Below are 15,646 nucleotides of genomic sequence, written 5' to 3'. Positions count from 1 at the left end.
CCGTACGGATTCATTCGTCGGACGATGCATGATGAGGCTGGTGAGCATGAGTGACCTGCTCGAACGACTTCGCGGACGCGGCTGGCGGATGACCGCCCAGCGCCGGGTGGTCGCCGAGGTACTCGACGGCGAGCACGTGCACCTCACCGCGGACGAGGTGCTCGCACGCGCCACCGCCCGGTTGCCGGAGATCTCCCGCGCGACCGTCTACAACACCCTCGGCGAGCTCGTTTCGCTCGGCGAGGTGATCGAGGTGGCCACCGACGGCCGCGCCAAGCGCTACGACCCGAACGCCCACCACCCCCACCAGCACCTGGTGTGTTCGGGCTGCGGCGCCGTCCGGGACGTCCACCCCCACGGCGACCCCCTGTCCGATCTGTCCGCCTCCGAGCGGTTCGGCTTCACCGTCTCCCATGTCGAGGTGACCTACCGGGGCCTGTGCCCCGACTGCGGCCGCGCCTAGGACGGCACCGAGCGGAGGACGGGTACCGCACGCAGGACGAGTACCGCGCGTAGGTCGAGTTTCAGCCACCGCACACAGACCGCTCCCTGAGCCCACCGCGTCAAGGCCCGACCCCTCTACCGTCACCTTCACTCCGGCTCACACCGCCTTCGCCTCCGGTTCGCCCGGCGTACGCCTGCGCTCGCTTCCATGAAGGGATGGACCACATCACGTTCCTCGTGGCGGTCGTCATCGTCACGGCGCTGGCCTTCGATTTCACCAACGGATTCCACGACACGGCGAACGCGATGGCCACGTCCATCGCCACCGGGGCACTCAAGCCGAGAACAGCGGTCCTCATCAGCGGCGCCCTGAACATCGGCGGAGCGTTCCTGTCCACCGAGGTCGCCAAGACCATCTCGGGCGGCATCGTGGACGACACCCTGGTCACCCCAGGAATGATCTTCGCGGGCCTGGTCGGGGCGATTCTGTGGAATCTGCTGACCTGGCTGCTCGGGCTGCCCTCCAGTTCCTCGCACGCCCTGTTCGGCGGACTGATCGGGGCGGTCTGGGTCGGCGCGGGCGAGCACGGCGTGCACTTCGACAAGGTGGTGGAGAAGGTGCTGATCCCGGCCGTGGCCTCGCCGGTCGTGGCGGGCGTCGCGGCGCTGCTGGCCACCTACCTCGCGTACAAGATCACCGCACGGGCCCGCCAGGACTCGGTGACCAAGGGCTTCCGGCTCGGCCAGATCGCCTCGGCCTCGCTCGTCTCCCTGGCGCACGGCACGAACGACGCCCAGAAGACGATGGGCGTCATCACGCTGACGCTGATCTCGGCGGGGGCGCTGGGTCACGACGCCGGTCCCCCCGTGTGGGTGATCGCGTCCGCCGGTCTCGCCATCGGACTGGGCACCTACCTCGGCGGCTGGCGGATCATCCGCACGATGGGCAAGGGGCTCACCGACATCCAGTCGCCCCAGGGCTTCGCGGCCGAGGCCGCCGCCACCACCGTGATCCTCACCTCCGCCCACCTGGGTTTCGCGCTCTCCACCACACAGGTCTGCTCCGGCGGCATCCTCGGCGCCGGCCTGGGCAGGCGGCTGGCCGAGGTCCGCTGGGGCACGGCGGGCCGCATGGTGATCGCCTGGCTGGTCACGCTGCCCGCCGCCGCACTGGTCGGCGGGGTCTCGGCGAGCGTGGTGAAACACGGCGGCACCTTCGGCACCGTGGTGATCGCCCTGTGCGCCGCCGCCGTCGCCGCGTTCATCGTGCTCGCCTCGCGCCGCAACCCGGTGCGTGCGGACAATGTGAACGACGCCCACGAGGTCACCGTCCGTACCACTGGGCCGACGACCGTCGGCACCGTCGCCTGAGCCAGGGGGAAGTCGTACGATGCATGTGGACTGGACCGCACTGGGCGAGGTCACCGCGGTGAGCATCGCCGTCACTGTCGGAGTGGTGGTCGTCTTCGCGCTCGGCGTGCTGGGTGTCTCCCAGGTCGAGGCGGCACGTGAGAAGGACGCCGACGGCACCCACGCCCTCGGCTTCGCACAGGCCGGACTGTGTTTCCTGGCCTGCGCGGCGGTCGTCGCGTACGGAATTTACCTGATCGTGCCGCAGTTCCACTGAAATGAAGCCGGGGAGGCCGCGATGACACCATTGCTGACGGGTTTGACCGTCGATTACAGCGACCATGACGACCCGGTACTGATCCGGTCGGACGGCAGTCCGGTCGAGACCTGGCGTGAGAACTACCCGTACCACGAGCGCATGGAGCGCAAGGAGTACGAGTGGCACAAACGCCTCCAGCAGATAGAACTGCTGAAGCTGCAGAGTTGGATCAAGGCGACAGGCCGTCGCCTGGTCATCGTCTTCGAGGGGCGTGACGCAGCCGGCAAGGGCGGCACGATCAAGCGGTTCACCGAGCATCTCAATCCGCGCGGTGCCCGGGTGGTGGCGCTGGAGAAGCCGACCGAGCGCGAGCGCGGCCAGTGGTACTTCCAGCGGTACGCGGAGCATCTGCCGACCGCGGGCGAGATCGTGATGTTCGACCGGTCCTGGTACAACCGGGCCGGCGTCGAGCGGGTGATGGGCTTCTGCACGGACGACGAGTACCGCCGCTTCACGCGGCAAGCACCCGCCTTCGAACGGATGCTCGTCGACGACGGGGTGGACCTGATCAAGTTCTGGTTCTCCGTGTCACAGGGCGAGCAGCGCACCCGTTTCACGATCCGCCAGGTCGATCCCGTACGACAGTGGAAGCTCAGCCCGATGGACCTGGCTTCCTTGGACCGCTGGGACGACTACACCGCCGCCAAGGTCGCCATGTTCCGCGAGACGGACACCGAACAGGCCCCCTGGACCGTGGTGAAGAGCAACGACAAGAAGCGGGCGCGCGTCGAGGCGATGCGCAGCGTCCTGGCCCGCTTCGCCTACACGGACAAGGACGAGGAGGTCGTCGGCAGCCCGGACCCGAGCATCGTGGGCGCGGCGGCGAACCTGCTGGAGGCGGGCGAGGACGACACCGGTCACTGAACGCGGCGGGGGTTCACTCAGTCGTGCGACGGGCGATCGGTGAGGCGGTGGTCGGCCAGGTTCAGCGCCTCGTCGACCACCCGGCGCAGATGGCCGTCACCGAGTGAGTAGATGACCCGGCGGCCCTCCTTCCGGGTGCTCACCAGACCGGCGAGACGCAGCCGGGCCAGATGCTGGCTGACGGCCGGGCGCGCGGCCCCGCACGCCTCGGTGAGCGTCGTGACGTCGGCCTCTTGGCCGGTCAGCGCGTGCAGGAGGGCGAGCCGGGTGCGGTCGCCCAGGAGGGCGAGGAGTTCGGCGGCGAGCGCGAACTGTTCCTCGCCGGGGGTACGCGGATGCGCATCATGCGCAGGTGATAGGTGCATGCGTGCGCTCATACGCACATAATGGCCCCATGGACGCCGACACGTCCACTCCCGCGCACCGGAAGGGGACCCCCGTGAGCGACCCGCAGCACCAGCACGGCCACGACCACAGCGGCGGTCACGGCCACTCCCACGATCACGGCACGCCGCACGGCCATGACCACGGTCACGGCGACAGCCACGACCGCTCGGGGCACGACCACCCACAGCCTCATCCGCATCCGCATCCGCACCCCCACGCCCACAGCACCTCTTCCGGGCCCCTCTCCCGTCTCCGTCATCGCCTCACCCCCCACTCCCACGAGACCGGCGACAAGCTCGACTCCGCGCTGGAGTCCTCGGCGCGCGGTATGCGAGCCCTGTGGGTGTCCCTCGTCGTCCTCGGTACCACCGCCGTGGCGCAGGCGGTGGTGGTCGTGGTCTCCGGATCGGTCGCGCTGCTCGGCGACACGGTGCACAACGCCGCCGACGCGCTCACGGCCGTCCCCCTCGGCATCGCGTTCGTGCTGGGCCGGCGCGCGGCGACGCGGCGCTTCACCTACGGCTACGGCCGGGCGGAGGACCTCGCGGGCATCGTGATCGTGCTGACGATCGCCGCGTCCGGCGCCTTCGCGGCCTGGACCGCGGTCGAGCGGCTGATCGACCCGCGCCCCCTGCACCACATCCCGGTCGTCGCGGCGGCCGCGCTGATCGGCTTCCTCGGCAACGAGTGGGTCGCCCGGCACCGCATCCGGGTCGGGCGCGAGATCGGCTCGGCCGCCCTCGTCGCGGACGGCCTCCATGCCCGTACGGACGGATTCACGTCACTCGCGGTGCTGGTGGGGGCGGGCGGCGCGGCACTGGGGTGGCAACTCGCCGACCCGCTGGTGGGCCTGGCGATCACGGCCGCGATCCTGCTGGTGCTGCGCGACGCGGCCCGCGAGGTCTTCCGGCGTGTGATGGACGCCGTGGACCCGGAGTTGGTCGACTCGGCCGAACGGGCCCTGCGGGAGATCCCCGGCGTGCACGGCGTGGGTGAGCTGCGGCTGCGCTGGATCGGGCACCGGCTGCGCGCCGAGGTGGCGGTCGTGGTGGACGGCGAGGCGAGTGTGCGACAGGCACACCGGATCGCCGTCGAGGCCGAACACGCCCTGCTGCACGCCGTACCGAAGCTCACCGCGGCCCTCGTACACGCCGATCCCGCCCCCGCGCCGGGCGAGACGGACCCGCACCTGGCGCTGGCGCATCACATGGTCGCCTAGGACCTGTCCGGTCAGGCGATGCCCAGCCCCTCCAGCACCACCGCGTTCGGCAGTTCGGCGAACGCCTTGCCCGGCACCAGCAGCTTCCCGCGCCGCCGGCCACTGCCCACCAGGACGTACGGCAGCTCGACGACCGCCGAGTCCACCAGCACCGGCCAGTCGCCGGGCAGCCCGATCGGGGTGATACCGCCGTACTCCATGCCGCTCTCGCCGGTGGCGGTGTCCATCGGGGCGAACGAGGCCTTGCGGGCGCCGAGTTGGCGGCGCACGACGCCGTTGACGTCGACGCGGGTGGCGGAGAGGACCACGCAGGCGGCAAGCGTGGTCTCGCCGCCGCGCTTGCCCGCGACGACCACGCAGTTGGCGGACTGGTCCAGCAGTTCCTTGCCGTAGTGCTCGACGAAGGTCGCGGTGTCGGCCCACTCGGGGTCCGTGTCGACGTACACGATCTGGTCGGCGGGGACGGTGCCGCGCCAGTGGCGTACACCGTCCGCGACCGGGCGGGTGAGCTCGCCGAGGCAGTCGGGGGCGGCCGTGGCGTGGTCGAAGTGTCCGATGGGAGCGCGCATGGCGGCACGCTAACAGCCGCTCCGGTCCGCCCGGTGGGGCGTCTCAGTGCACGAGCGGGACCGACACCGCCATGACCATCTCCACCGGCACGTCGCCCTTGTTGGCGTACGTATGGGGGGTGTTGGCCTCGAAGGACACGCTCGCGCCCTCGGGGACGCGGTAGTCGGTCCCGTCGACGACGAGAGTGAGGTCGCCCGCCATGACATGGACGAGTTCGACCGTCCCCGTGGGGTGCGGGTCCGAGGGGCTGCCGTCGCCCGGCATGAGCCGCCAGTCCCACATCTCCAGCGGTCCGGGCGCCTCGGTACCGGCGAGGAGGCGGTTGTAGCTGCCCGCGTCCGTGTGCCACAGCCGTACGGCCTGCTCGGCCGGGACGATCCGGACCTTGGGGCCCTGCTCGTAGTCGAGGAGAGTCGTGATGCTGACGCCGAGCGCGTCACCGATCTTCACGACGGTACCGATGCTGGGGTTGGTCCTGGCCTGCTCGATCTGGATGAGCATGCCGCGGCTGACTCCGGCGCGGCCGGCGAGCACGTCCAGGGTGAAGCCGCGCTCGGTGCGCCAGCGCTTGACGTTGCGCGCCAGCGACTGGGTCAGCAGGTCGAGATCCGACACATTCCGTCCATGAGTCCGCGTCCAATATTCTAGATTACAGAGTTCAATAGAATGAACTATGCTGTGGTGCACCTGATCGTTCACTGAACTGTACTGCGAGGGGCCCGATGACGGCACTGACAGTGCTCTTCGCCCTGGCCACCAGCCTCCTGTGGGGCCTGGCCGACTTCGGCGGAGGGCTGCTGACCCGGCGTACGCCCGCGCTCACCGTGGTCGTCGTCTCGCAGTCGATCGCGGCGGCGGTACTGGGCGCGGTCGTGGTCGTGACCGGCGGCTGGAGCGCGGCGGGACCGCAGCTGTGGTTCGCGTTCGCCGCCGGACTCGTGGGACCGGTCGCGCTGCTCTCCTTCTACAAGGCGCTCGCCCTGGGCCCGATGGGCGTCGTCTCCCCACTCGGCTCCCTGGCCGTGGCCGTCCCCATCACCGTGGGAATCCTCCTCGGGGAGCGCCCCGGGCCGACGCAGGTGGCGGGCATCGCGGTCGCCGTCGTGGGCGTCGTACTCGCCGGCGGGCCCCAGCTGAGAGGCGCCGCCGTGCAGCGACAGGCGATCCTCCTCACCCTGATCGCCGCGCTCGGCTTCGGCACGGTGTTCGTGCTAATCGCGGAGGCGTCCTCGTCGGTGACCGGGCTGTTCCTCGCGCTGTTCGTGCAGCGCCTGACCAACGTCGCCACCGGCGGCGCGGCGCTCCTCGTCTCCGTGCGGCGCGGCGCCGCCGCCCTTCCCGAGGGCGGCTTCCCCTGGCGCTCCCTGCCCGCGCTCGCCTTCGTCGGCCTCGCGGACGTCGCGGCGAACGGCACGTACTCCGTCGCCGCCCAGCACGGCCCGGTCACGGTGGCCGCCGTCCTCGCCTCGCTCTATCCGGTGGTCACGGCCCTCGCCGCACGGGGCTTCCTCAGCGAGCGGCTGCGCGGAATCCAGGCGGCGGGCGCGGGCCTGGCGCTGGTCGGCACGGTACTGCTGGCCACCGGCTGATCCCTGCCGATCGGCTTCAGGACGACTCGGCGTCCAGCTCCGCCAGCCGCTCCACGGTCTCCTCGTCCAGCTCCGACAGCGCGAGCAGTTGCTCCGGGGTCACCCCGTCGGGAATCGGGACCGGCGCGGGCGTCCGCAGCGGCGGCTGCCAGCCACAGGCCGCGTCCCAGCGCCGTACGACCCGGGCGGGAGCCCCCGCCACGACCGAGTGGTCCGGCACCGTGCCGCGCACCACCGCACCGGCCGCCACCACGACGTTCCGCCCGATCCGCGCCCCCGGCAGGATCACCGCCCCGGTGCCGATCCAGCAGCCGGATCCGATCTCCACCGGCTCCATCCGGGGCCACTGCTTGCCGATGGGCACATGCGGATCGTCGTACGAGTGGTTCGTGGACGTCACGTACACATACGGCCCGAAGTAACAGTCGCTGCCGATCGTGACCGTCGTGTCGGCGATGACGTGGCTGCCGCGGCCGAGCACGACACCGTCGCCGACGCGCAGGATCGGGTCGGCGCCGAGGTCGAGGTCGGGCATCAGACCGGCGGTGAGGGTGACCTGTTCGCCGACGATGCAGTGGGCGCCGAGATGGATCCAGGGTTCACCGAAGACGGTGCCGAGCGGGAAGGCGAGTCTGGTACCCGTTCCCATCGCGCCGAAGCGCAGCCGCCCCGGGCGCTCGGCCGTCACCGAACCCGTGCGCTGCACCCAGGCCCAGCACGCGTGGACGGCGCGCTGCGCGAGGCGGCGCCGCCATGATGAGAACACGTTCCTGTTGCTGGGCACCCGCTCACCGTACTCAGGGCGGCCTGGGCCCAGCAGAGATCACCGCTGTGATCTTCGCCCCACCGGGGCCGGGAGCGATGACATACGGTGCCGCTGTACCGACGCCGACGACGACGACGAGGAGACGCTGATGACGCAGCAGGCGCTGATCATGGGGATCGGCGGCAAGGACCCGCAGGTGGACCCGGAGGCGTTCACGGCACCGATGTCCGTGGTGATCGGGGACGTCACCCTGCACGCGGGCGCGAGCGTCTGGTACGGCGCGGTACTGCGCGCCGACTTCGGTCCGATCGTCGTCGGCGCCGACAGCAACATCCAGGACAACTGCACCCTGCACGTCGACCCGGGCTTCCCGATCACGGTCGGCGAGCGCGTCTCGGTCGGCCACAATGCCGTGCTGCACGGCGCGACGGTCGAGGACGACTGCCTGATCGGCATGGGCGCCACGGTCCTCAACGGCGCGGTGATCGGCGCCGGTTCCCTGGTGGCGGCCCAGGCCCTGGTCCCCCAGGGGATGCGGGTCCCGCCGGGTTCCCTGGTGGCCGGAGTCCCCGCCAAGGTCAAGCGCCCCCTGACGGAGGAGGAACGCCAGGGCCTCACCCTGAACGGCACCTTCTACGTGGACCTGGCAAAGACGCACAAGGAAGCACACGAGAGCTGAAGCGCCTCTTTAGCCACGGACAACCCGCACACACACGACGGCGGAAACCTACTCGGCAGCCGCCACCGGCTCCCGCTCCCCCGTCTCGATCTCCGCCGCCGCCTTCTTCGCCTTGCGCTTCACGATCAGCATCGAGGCAAGCCCGATGAGGACGGCCACCACGAGCCCGACCCACGAGAACCGCTTCAGCCAGGACTCGGCGACGACACCCACGTAGTAGATGACCGCGGTGGTGCCCCCGGCCCAGATGATCCCGCCCAGCACATTGGCGATCAGGAACTTCCAGTACGGCATCTTCAGCACACCCGCGAGCGGCCCGGCGAAGATCCGCAGCAGCGCGATGAACCGGCCGAAGAAGACGGCCCACATGCCCCACTTCTGGAAGGACCGCTCGGCGGTCGCGACGTGCCCCTCGCTGAAGTGCCTGGGGAACTTCGCTCCCAGCCAGGCCAGCAGGGGGCGCCCGCCCTTGCGGCCGATGGCATACCCGATGGAGTCGCCGACGATCGCGCCGATGCTGGCGCACGCCCCGAGGATGACGGGGTTGATGCCCGAGTGCTGCGAGGACAGCAGCGCCGCCGAGACCAGGATGATCTCACCGGGCAACGGGATGCCCAGGCTCTCCAGGCCGATGACCAGGGCCACCAGCGCATAGATGCTGACCGCGGGCACCGTCTCGAGCCAATGCTGGACGTCCAACGCCGGTTCCTCCCGAATCGCACACTTCCCGGCGTGCGCCCGCGACGACGGGCACACGCCGGGAAGCCTACCGCTCAGCCTCGCGCGGCGGCGTCCCACAGGTCGCACCGATGCTCCCGGTGGACGGTCGTACTCACGAAGTTTCCGCCCCGGGAGGCGGTCCGCAGCGAGAGCACCGGACCGGCTCCGCCGGGCATCGCGGGCTGCCCGTCGGCCCGCGGCACCCCGCCCCTGACGAAGGACCCCCAGTACTGGACCATCTGCCGCGACAGCACCCGCTGCTCCGCGTTCAGCGGGGTGATGAGCCCGAAGTGCTTGAAGAGGTACTGCACCTCGTTCACATGGGTCGCCCCGAAGTCGAAGCCCGTGTGGAGGTCGCGCAACGAGGCGAACGGCGGCGAGGTGCGGTCGGCGAACTCGTACGCGTACACGGGCCCGCGCCCGGCGAGCACCGCGTCGAGCCGCAGCGCCGGACACGCCATGAGGTAGTCACCGAAGGCGGTGGCGTAGGCGAGGGTCGGCGACGGGTAGCCGTCGAGCGGATAGCGCTCGAGCACTCGCTCACCCAGATCGGCGCCCCAGGCCTCCTTCACGACCGCCGGGTACCCCTCGGCGGTGAGCGGGGTGCCGGCATGGTCGAACCGGGCGAACGCGAACAGCCGCCCCTCGTCCTCGTTCGCCCCGTTCAGCACGGGGACACGGGCCGCAGCCCCCTTCGCGTACGCCTCGAAGGGCTGTACCGGCAGGAAGGCGCCGCCCACGACGGGCCCCCAGTCGAATCCGCCCTGGGCGGCGAGGATCTCCGCGGACGACTTGCCGCGCAGACACGCCGCCGACAGATCGACGCAGCCCACCTTCCGTGCGAAGACCGCCCCGGCGGTCACGGCCGCCTCATGGGTGCGCGCCGCGCAGTTCCCATAGGCGCCGCTCTCGACGATCCCCGCCCGGTACAGGCCCTTCGAGGTCGGCGAGGCCAGCTGGGTGCAGACCGAACGGCCGCCCGCCGACTCGCCCGCGACGGTGACGCGGCCGGGATCACCGCCGAAGCGGCCGATGTCGGCGCGCACCCAGCGCAGTGCGGCCTGTTGGTCGAGCATCCCGAAGTTGCCCGAGACCCCGTCGCGTGCCTCGCCGTCGAGTCCGGCCGTGGCCAGGAATCCCATGGCGCCGAGGCGGTAGTTGACGGTCACGACGACCGTGCCGGTCTGGCGGGCGAAGGTGTCGGGCACGATGTCCTCGCCCGCGCCCGCGGTAAGCCCGCCGCCGTGCAGCCAGACCATCACCGGCCGGCTTCCGGCGCCTTCGGGGACGTACACATTGAGGTCGAGGCAGTCCTCGGTGTGGCTGGGCTGCTCGTAGCCGGGGTCCCAACTGGCCGTCTGCACACACCGGTTGCCGAAGTCCCGTGCGGTGCGCACACCGCGCCAGGGTGCGACCGGCTCCGGGTTCCTCCAGCGGAGAGCGCCGACGGGCGGCTGCGCGTACGGGATGCCGAGGAACTGGCGTCCCTCGGCGGTGACTTCGCCCCGGACCAGGCCGGCGGCGGTGCGCACGACGGTCGGGCCCTGCGCGGCGTGCGCCGGGGCCGGGGCGGCAAGGGCCGGTGCCGGGGTCGGGGCGGCGAGCGCGGCGGCGAAGACCGTCGCCCCCACCACCAGCGCGCGCAGGCGGCCGGACCGGGCGATCTGCCCCCTGTTCACGCGCCCACCCTCACGCTGCCGCGCAGCCGCAGGTCCCGCGACGACGACCCCACCCACACCGCGCGCCGCCCGGTGCCGAGGACCCAGTCGTGCCGCCCCGCGTCCCAGGACGACAGCGTGCGCGGGTCGAGGCGCACCGTCACCCGCCGTCGCTCCCCCGCTCGCAGCGTCAGCCGCCGGTACCCGGCCAGCACCCGTACGGCCTGGTCGAGCCGGAGATCGGGCGACGGCCCCAGGTAGACCTGCGCCACGTCGACACCGTCGCGCCGCCCGCTGTTGCGCACGGTGAAGCCGACCTCTCTCCCCCGGACCCGCAGATCCTCGTACGCGAACGAGGTGTACGAGAGTCCGTGCCCGAAGGGGAACAGCGGACGCACGCCCTGCGCGTCGTACCAGCGGTAGCCGACGTGGATCCCCTCCGAGTACTCCTCGGTGCCGTTCACGCCGGGATAGCGGTGCGGGTCGCCGGCGACCGGGTGGTGGGCGTCGTCGACCGCGAAGGACTGGGTGAGCCGGCCGCCGGGATCGCAGTCGCCGAACAGGACGGCGGCGGTTGCGGCCGCGCCCTCCTGGCCCGGGTAGTACATCTGGAGCACGGCGGCCGTGCCCTCCAGCCAGGGCATGGAGGTCGAGGAGGAGGTGTTGAGGACGACGGCCGTCCGGGGGTTGGCCGCGGCGACGGCCTTGATTAGCCGCTCCTGGTTGCCGGGCAGCGCGAGGGTGCCGCGGTCCAGGCCCTCGGTGGCGTCCTCGTAGGCGAAGAGGACGACGCTGTGGGCGGCGCGCGCGGCGTCGACCGCCTCGGCGACGTCCTGCGCGCGGGTCGCGCCGGTGATGCGCCGCAGCCGGAACAGCTGTCCCGTGTCGGCGCCCTGGGCGGTGATGGAGACCTGGTGCGCGCCTCGGGAGAGGTTCAGGGCCTTGCGGCGTACGGCGAGTCCGTCGGGCGCCGCGGAGACCAGACCGCCGCTGAAGTACTCGCCGAAGCCGGGCAGCGGCGGGAAGAGCTCGACGCCGTCGACGAGCACCGTGGGCCGGATGCCGGAGTAGTGGATGACGAAGGTCCACTCGTCGGCGTCCGCGACGGTGAGGGTCCCCGTGTACGTCCAGGCCCCTCCGGCGGCGACACGCTGGCCCTCGGTGTCGATGCCCGCGGTCAGCGCCCCGTCGGGGATCGCCTTGCCGAACAGGTCCTCACCGAGCGCGTACGACACCCGGGCGCCGCCTCCCGCGCGGGAGCGGATGGCGTCGAGCGGGCTGTCGGCGTGGTCCGGGACGACGTGCGCGCTGCCGCCGCCGCTGATGAAGGGCAGGGAGCCGGTGGGCCCGACGACGGCGATGCTGCGGGCGGCGGCGCCGGTCAGGGGCAGCGCGTGTCGCTCGTTGCGCAGGAGCGTCGCGCCCGCCTTGGCGACCTCCAGGGCGACGGCCGCGCCCGCCTTCGGGTCACGGGCGGGACGGGGCGGGACGCTGTCGTCGAGCAGCCCGAAGCGGTCCATCACGGCGAGGACGCGGCGTACGGCCCGGTCGACGTAGGACTCGGCCACGGCTCCGCTCTGCACGGCCGTCTTCAGGGCGGCCCCGAAGTACGTCCCGTCCGGCATCTCCATGTCGAGGCCCGCGGTGAGGGCGGTGACGGTGCTGTGGGCCGCGAACCAGTCGGTCATCACCCAGCCGCCGAAGCCCCACCGCTCGCGCAGGATGTCCGTGAGGAGCGTCTTGTTCTCGCAGGCGAAGGTGCCGTTGACCTTGTTGTACGCGCCCATGACCGCGCCGGTGCGGGCGGCGACGGCCGCCTCGAAGCCGCGCAGTTCGACCTCGTGCATGGTCTGCTCGTCGGCCCGCACGTCGATGGACATGCGGTCCTGCTCCTGGTTGTTCAGCGCGAAGTGCTTGACGGTCGCGATGAGGCCCTCGCCCTGGATACCGCGGATCTCGGCCGCGACCAGGTCGCCGGCGAGCAGCGGGTCCTCGCTGAAGGTCTCGAAGTTGCGGCCCGCGTACGGGGTGCGGATGAGGTTGACCATCGGGGAGAGCAGCACGTCCTGGCCGAGGGCACGGCCCTCGCGCCCGATGACCTGCCCGTACCGGCGGGCCAGGCCGGGGTCGAAGGCGGAGGCGAGAAGCACCGGGGCGGGCAGCGCGGTGGCGTGCCGGGTGACGCGGACTCCGGCGGGGCCGTCGGCCAGGCGGAGCGGGGGGATGCCGAGGCGGGGTACTCCGGGTACGTATCCGGCCTGGCCGAGCGAGGCGGGGTCGGTGGCGCCGTGCAGCAGGGAGATCTTCTCGTCAAGGGTGAGCTTGACTATCAAACCCTCTACGCGAGGGCCGGCGCCGGATCTGGACTCCGCCCGGGCGAGCGGAACGGGGCCGGCGGCGGTGGTGGCCGCCGCGGCGACCGCGATGGCGCCGCCCAGCAGACGCAGGGTCGAACGCCGGGAGAACCCATCGGAAGCAGCGTGGGACATGAGCCGTCACTCCTTCGGTGCGCGGACACGCCGTCGTGAACCGCGGGTACACGCGCCGACGACAACGGCCGCGTTCGGCCCTTGAACACACCGGGCATCAGCCCGGACGTGACACGCCGTCACACAGCACGGGTACGGCGCGAAAACTATGACCGCCGGTGACTCGTGTCAATGAAATGAACAAGAACCGCCGACACCCCGACAACAACCGAAGGGACCACAGCAGCGAGCGCAGTAGGGAGCGCCGCAGGGACCAGAGCAGCGAGCACAGTTGGGAGCGCCGCGGGGACCGCAGGAGGAACCGCAGCACGGACCCCGCAGCGAGGGCGGGTCATACCGCCGCCGGGCCTCCCGCCACCACCAGTTCCGCGTTGCGGTCCCCGGCACCTCCCGCCCAGCCCTCCTGGACGCCGTCCTTCATGCTCTCGGCGAGGCCGGGAGCGTTGTAGGCCACTTCCCGGTACAGAGAGGCGAGTCCCACCGCGGACAGGTCGTCGAAGTCCCGGGCGATGCGGTGCGGCGCGGCGGACTCGACGAGGGTGGTGAACAGGGACACCGTCCCGTCCCCGTTGTCGGTCAGCTCGATCAGCCGGGCATGGTGCGGATAGTCCACATGGGAGGCGGTGTTGACCTCCCAGAAGGAGCGGGCGGGCGTCGCGTGCGCGTGCGGCGTGATCCGGTTGACGTGACTGTGCCCGTTGATCCAGGCCACGACGTTCGGGAACCGGCTGAGCAGGGCGATGACCTCCGCTCCGTCGTGGCGCGGCTCGTCCGTACGGGCGGCGTCGGGACGGCGGGTCATGCTGGGGCTGTGATGGTGGCTGAAGACCAGGATGTGGGCGTCGTCGGCCCCGGTGTTGCGGACGAGTCGGCCGTCCGCGTCGTAGGACCGGGAGCTGTGCGCGGCCAGGGTCCTTTCCAGCCAGCGGAGTTGGTCGCTGCCGAGTGAACCCTCGTAGTGGCCGCTGCGGTACGTCGTGTCGATGCTGATGCCGAGGACGTTCTCGGCCACCTTGAAGGAGTAGTACATCCGCTCGCCGTCCAGGTTGTCCTGGGTGTAGCCGTGGCCGACCGGACCGGCACCGGCGTGAGCGGGGTCGAGATGCGCGGACAGATAGTCGTGCGGGGTGCACAGCCGGCGCCGCTCGTCGGCGGTCACGGTCCGCGCCGAGGCCGCGTTCCTGGTCAGGATCGCCTTGAGCACCTCGCTCTTCGGATCGTCGCCCGACCCGAGCGCCTTGGCATAGGCGGCCGCGTCCGCGGCGGACACCGACAACAGTTTGCGGGATCCGACGGCGAAGTCGTTCAGTGCGGGCGACAGGCAGCCGCCGGGAAGGTCGTCGTGGTTGCCGACCGTGGAGTACCAGGGGATGCGCAGCCCCGGGCTGGCGATCGGGCGGGTGGCCGCGGCGAGAAACCCGGGGATCAGGGGCAGCCCGCGCCGCTTGTCCAGGTCGCGCAGGTGGGGGTCCCCGGGGTGCCAGTACAGGGGGAGACCGGAGTTCTGGGCGCCTTCGTACGCCCGCGGGTCACCAGTGTTCGGCGTGATCCGGCCACCGCTCATCACGGTCAGGAACCACTCCAGCTCGATCGCGGAGTTGTTGTCGACGTTGTCGCCCGTGGTCATCACGAAGGCGGGGCGCAGCCTGGTGTTCGGTCCACCGCCGAGCGCGTTCACCTGCTCGACGAGCGCGACCGCCCCGGCCACCGTCAGCGCCTCCTGCGCCCGCCACGACGAGGCTCCGCGCGAGCGCAGGAACTCGGTGCGCAGCGGGTTCTGCACGTCGGCGAGATGGAGGTCGGTGAACTGTACGAAGCACGCGAGCGGGGTACGCCGGTCCTGGCGCCCCGCGCCAGGCCTGGCGAGCTCCTTGCGGACGACCAGGGGCCAGCCGGGGCCCGAGACCATCCGTCGGTAGGTGCCGGTGTGGGCGCTGCCGCCGAGGCGGGCCGTCGTCTCCAGGGTGGTCAGGGCGTAGGGCGCCGCCCGGGGGGCGGTGCGGGGCAGTGGCTGGGCGACGGTCCGTGCGGCGGGCTCGACGGCGGGCTGTTGGCGCTGGCGCGGCAGAAGCGCCCCCGCGCTGGTTCCGGCGACGCCGGCCGCTGCCGTGGCGCCCGAGGCGAGCAGAAATCGACGACGGTTGACGGCGGCGGATACGGGTTCGGTTCCGGCCATGGGGCGACCCTCCGGTGCCTCCGAGCGATTCACTTGCTGGAACCACTCAGCCAGGCCGCGGGGACACGGGCGTGGCCTCGCCGTGAACGCCTCCGGAACAGGCGGAACGCCACGTGGCCCCGGTGTTTCCGAGGGCGTCGCCCGGCCCGCGGGAGGTCCGGCGCGACGCGGACCACAGCCTTCCGGGGCCGTTCCGCCATCGACCCCAAAGTCCCTTGACGCGCCCGATGTTACCGATAACATCACTGAGTCTGGGAACGCTCCCAAACCCCAGGCTCGAGAGCGGGAACGGGACTGGGACCGGTACCGGGACTGGGGGTACCGGGAGTGGGATCGGTCCGGGTCCGGGACTGGGACTGGGACCGGGACCGGGACCGGGGCTGGGGACGAGTCACCGCACCCCACCGCACCCGCAC

At 71.5% G+C, this 15,646-nt stretch carries 15 protein-coding genes; 7 read left to right on the top strand and 8 right to left on the bottom strand.

Annotated features, from left to right (window positions below; all coding sequences use genetic code 11):
• Nucleotides 1–46 precede the first annotated feature (46 nt).
• The 4 genes from ACZ7M2_RS36830 (at nt 47) to ppk2 (ending at nt 2,977) form a co-directional block, all read left to right on the top strand.
• On the top strand, nt 47–463 hold the full coding sequence (locus tag ACZ7M2_RS36830) for a Fur family transcriptional regulator (RefSeq protein ID WP_352053558.1): 417 nt from the start codon (nt 47–49) through the stop codon (nt 461–463).
• A 197-nt stretch (nt 464–660) separates the two neighbouring features.
• Nucleotides 661–1,815: an inorganic phosphate transporter gene (locus ACZ7M2_RS36825; RefSeq protein WP_471598979.1), complete on the top strand. Its 1,155-nt coding sequence runs from the start codon at nt 661–663 to the stop codon at nt 1,813–1,815.
• Nucleotides 1,816–1,834: 19 nt separating this feature from the next.
• Entirely contained in the window at nt 1,835–2,071 is a 237-nt protein-coding gene (locus ACZ7M2_RS36820; RefSeq protein WP_095855944.1) for a hypothetical protein, read from the top strand.
• 21 nt (nt 2,072–2,092) lie between these two features.
• Nucleotides 2,093–2,977, top strand: coding sequence for a polyphosphate kinase 2 (gene ppk2 / locus ACZ7M2_RS36815; protein WP_352053556.1), 885 nt, complete (start codon nt 2,093–2,095; stop codon nt 2,975–2,977).
• A gap of 17 nt (nt 2,978–2,994) precedes the next feature.
• Here ppk2 and ACZ7M2_RS36810 read toward each other — a convergent pair whose 3' ends face one another.
• A complete protein-coding gene (locus ACZ7M2_RS36810; RefSeq protein WP_352053555.1) occupies nt 2,995–3,354 on the bottom strand; it encodes an ArsR/SmtB family transcription factor in 360 nt (119 codons plus the stop codon).
• Nucleotides 3,355–3,371: 17 nt separating this feature from the next.
• Here ACZ7M2_RS36810 and ACZ7M2_RS36805 point away from each other — a divergent pair, with 17 nt between their 5' ends.
• A complete protein-coding gene (locus tag ACZ7M2_RS36805; RefSeq protein ID WP_471598978.1) occupies nt 3,372–4,583 on the top strand; it encodes a cation diffusion facilitator family transporter in 1,212 nt (403 codons plus the stop codon).
• An 11-nt stretch (nt 4,584–4,594) separates the two neighbouring features.
• Here the strand turns inward: ACZ7M2_RS36805 and ACZ7M2_RS36800 are convergent, their stop codons facing one another.
• The gene (locus ACZ7M2_RS36800) at nt 4,595–5,152 is read right to left on the bottom strand and encodes a YbaK/EbsC family protein (RefSeq protein ID WP_267061231.1); all 558 of its coding nucleotides are present in this window, start codon (nt 5,150–5,152) and stop codon (nt 4,595–4,597) included.
• A 43-nt stretch (nt 5,153–5,195) separates the two neighbouring features.
• Nucleotides 5,196–5,768 (bottom strand): helix-turn-helix domain-containing protein, encoded by a 573-nt coding sequence (locus ACZ7M2_RS36795; protein ID WP_054229045.1) that lies wholly within the window; start codon nt 5,766–5,768, stop codon nt 5,196–5,198.
• A 116-nt stretch (nt 5,769–5,884) separates the two neighbouring features.
• On the opposite strand from ACZ7M2_RS36795, the gene ACZ7M2_RS36790 reads away from it, so the two are divergent.
• Nucleotides 5,885–6,742 (top strand): EamA family transporter, encoded by an 858-nt coding sequence (locus ACZ7M2_RS36790; protein ID WP_471599039.1) that lies wholly within the window; start codon nt 5,885–5,887, stop codon nt 6,740–6,742.
• 16 nt (nt 6,743–6,758) lie between these two features.
• Here the strand turns inward: ACZ7M2_RS36790 and ACZ7M2_RS36785 are convergent, their stop codons facing one another.
• Nucleotides 6,759–7,526 (bottom strand): acyltransferase, encoded by a 768-nt coding sequence (locus ACZ7M2_RS36785; protein WP_470057172.1) that lies wholly within the window; start codon nt 7,524–7,526, stop codon nt 6,759–6,761.
• Nucleotides 7,527–7,656: 130 nt separating this feature from the next.
• On the opposite strand from ACZ7M2_RS36785, the gene ACZ7M2_RS36780 reads away from it, so the two are divergent.
• Nucleotides 7,657–8,187, top strand: coding sequence for a gamma carbonic anhydrase family protein (locus ACZ7M2_RS36780; protein ID WP_471598977.1), 531 nt, complete (start codon nt 7,657–7,659; stop codon nt 8,185–8,187).
• Between the two features lie 48 nt (nt 8,188–8,235).
• On the opposite strand, the gene ACZ7M2_RS36775 is transcribed toward ACZ7M2_RS36780, so the two are convergent.
• From ACZ7M2_RS36775 to ACZ7M2_RS36760, 4 genes are all read right to left on the bottom strand, one after another.
• A complete protein-coding gene (locus ACZ7M2_RS36775) occupies nt 8,236–8,886 on the bottom strand; it encodes a DedA family protein (RefSeq protein WP_095855938.1) in 651 nt (216 codons plus the stop codon).
• A 74-nt stretch (nt 8,887–8,960) separates the two neighbouring features.
• Nucleotides 8,961–10,586 carry a carboxylesterase/lipase family protein gene (locus ACZ7M2_RS36770; protein WP_471598976.1) on the bottom strand — a complete coding sequence of 542 codons (1,626 nt, stop codon included), beginning with the start codon at nt 10,584–10,586 and terminating at the stop codon, nt 8,961–8,963.
• Nucleotides 10,583–13,054, bottom strand: coding sequence for a beta-glucosidase (locus tag ACZ7M2_RS36765; RefSeq protein ID WP_471598975.1), 2,472 nt, complete (start codon nt 13,052–13,054; stop codon nt 10,583–10,585). Before ACZ7M2_RS36765 ends, ACZ7M2_RS36770 begins: the two co-directional genes overlap by 4 nt.
• Nucleotides 13,055–13,385: 331 nt before the next feature.
• Nucleotides 13,386–15,230: a TIGR03767 family metallophosphoesterase gene (locus ACZ7M2_RS36760; RefSeq protein ID WP_471598974.1), complete on the bottom strand. Its 1,845-nt coding sequence runs from the start codon at nt 15,228–15,230 to the stop codon at nt 13,386–13,388.
• Nucleotides 15,231–15,646 lie beyond the last annotated feature (416 nt).

The sequence above is a fragment of the Streptomyces sp. NPDC111507 genome (genome assembly GCF_055638955.1).
Note: the sequence above shows the minus strand (reverse complement) of the source record. Positions and strands in the feature narration are given on the sequence as shown.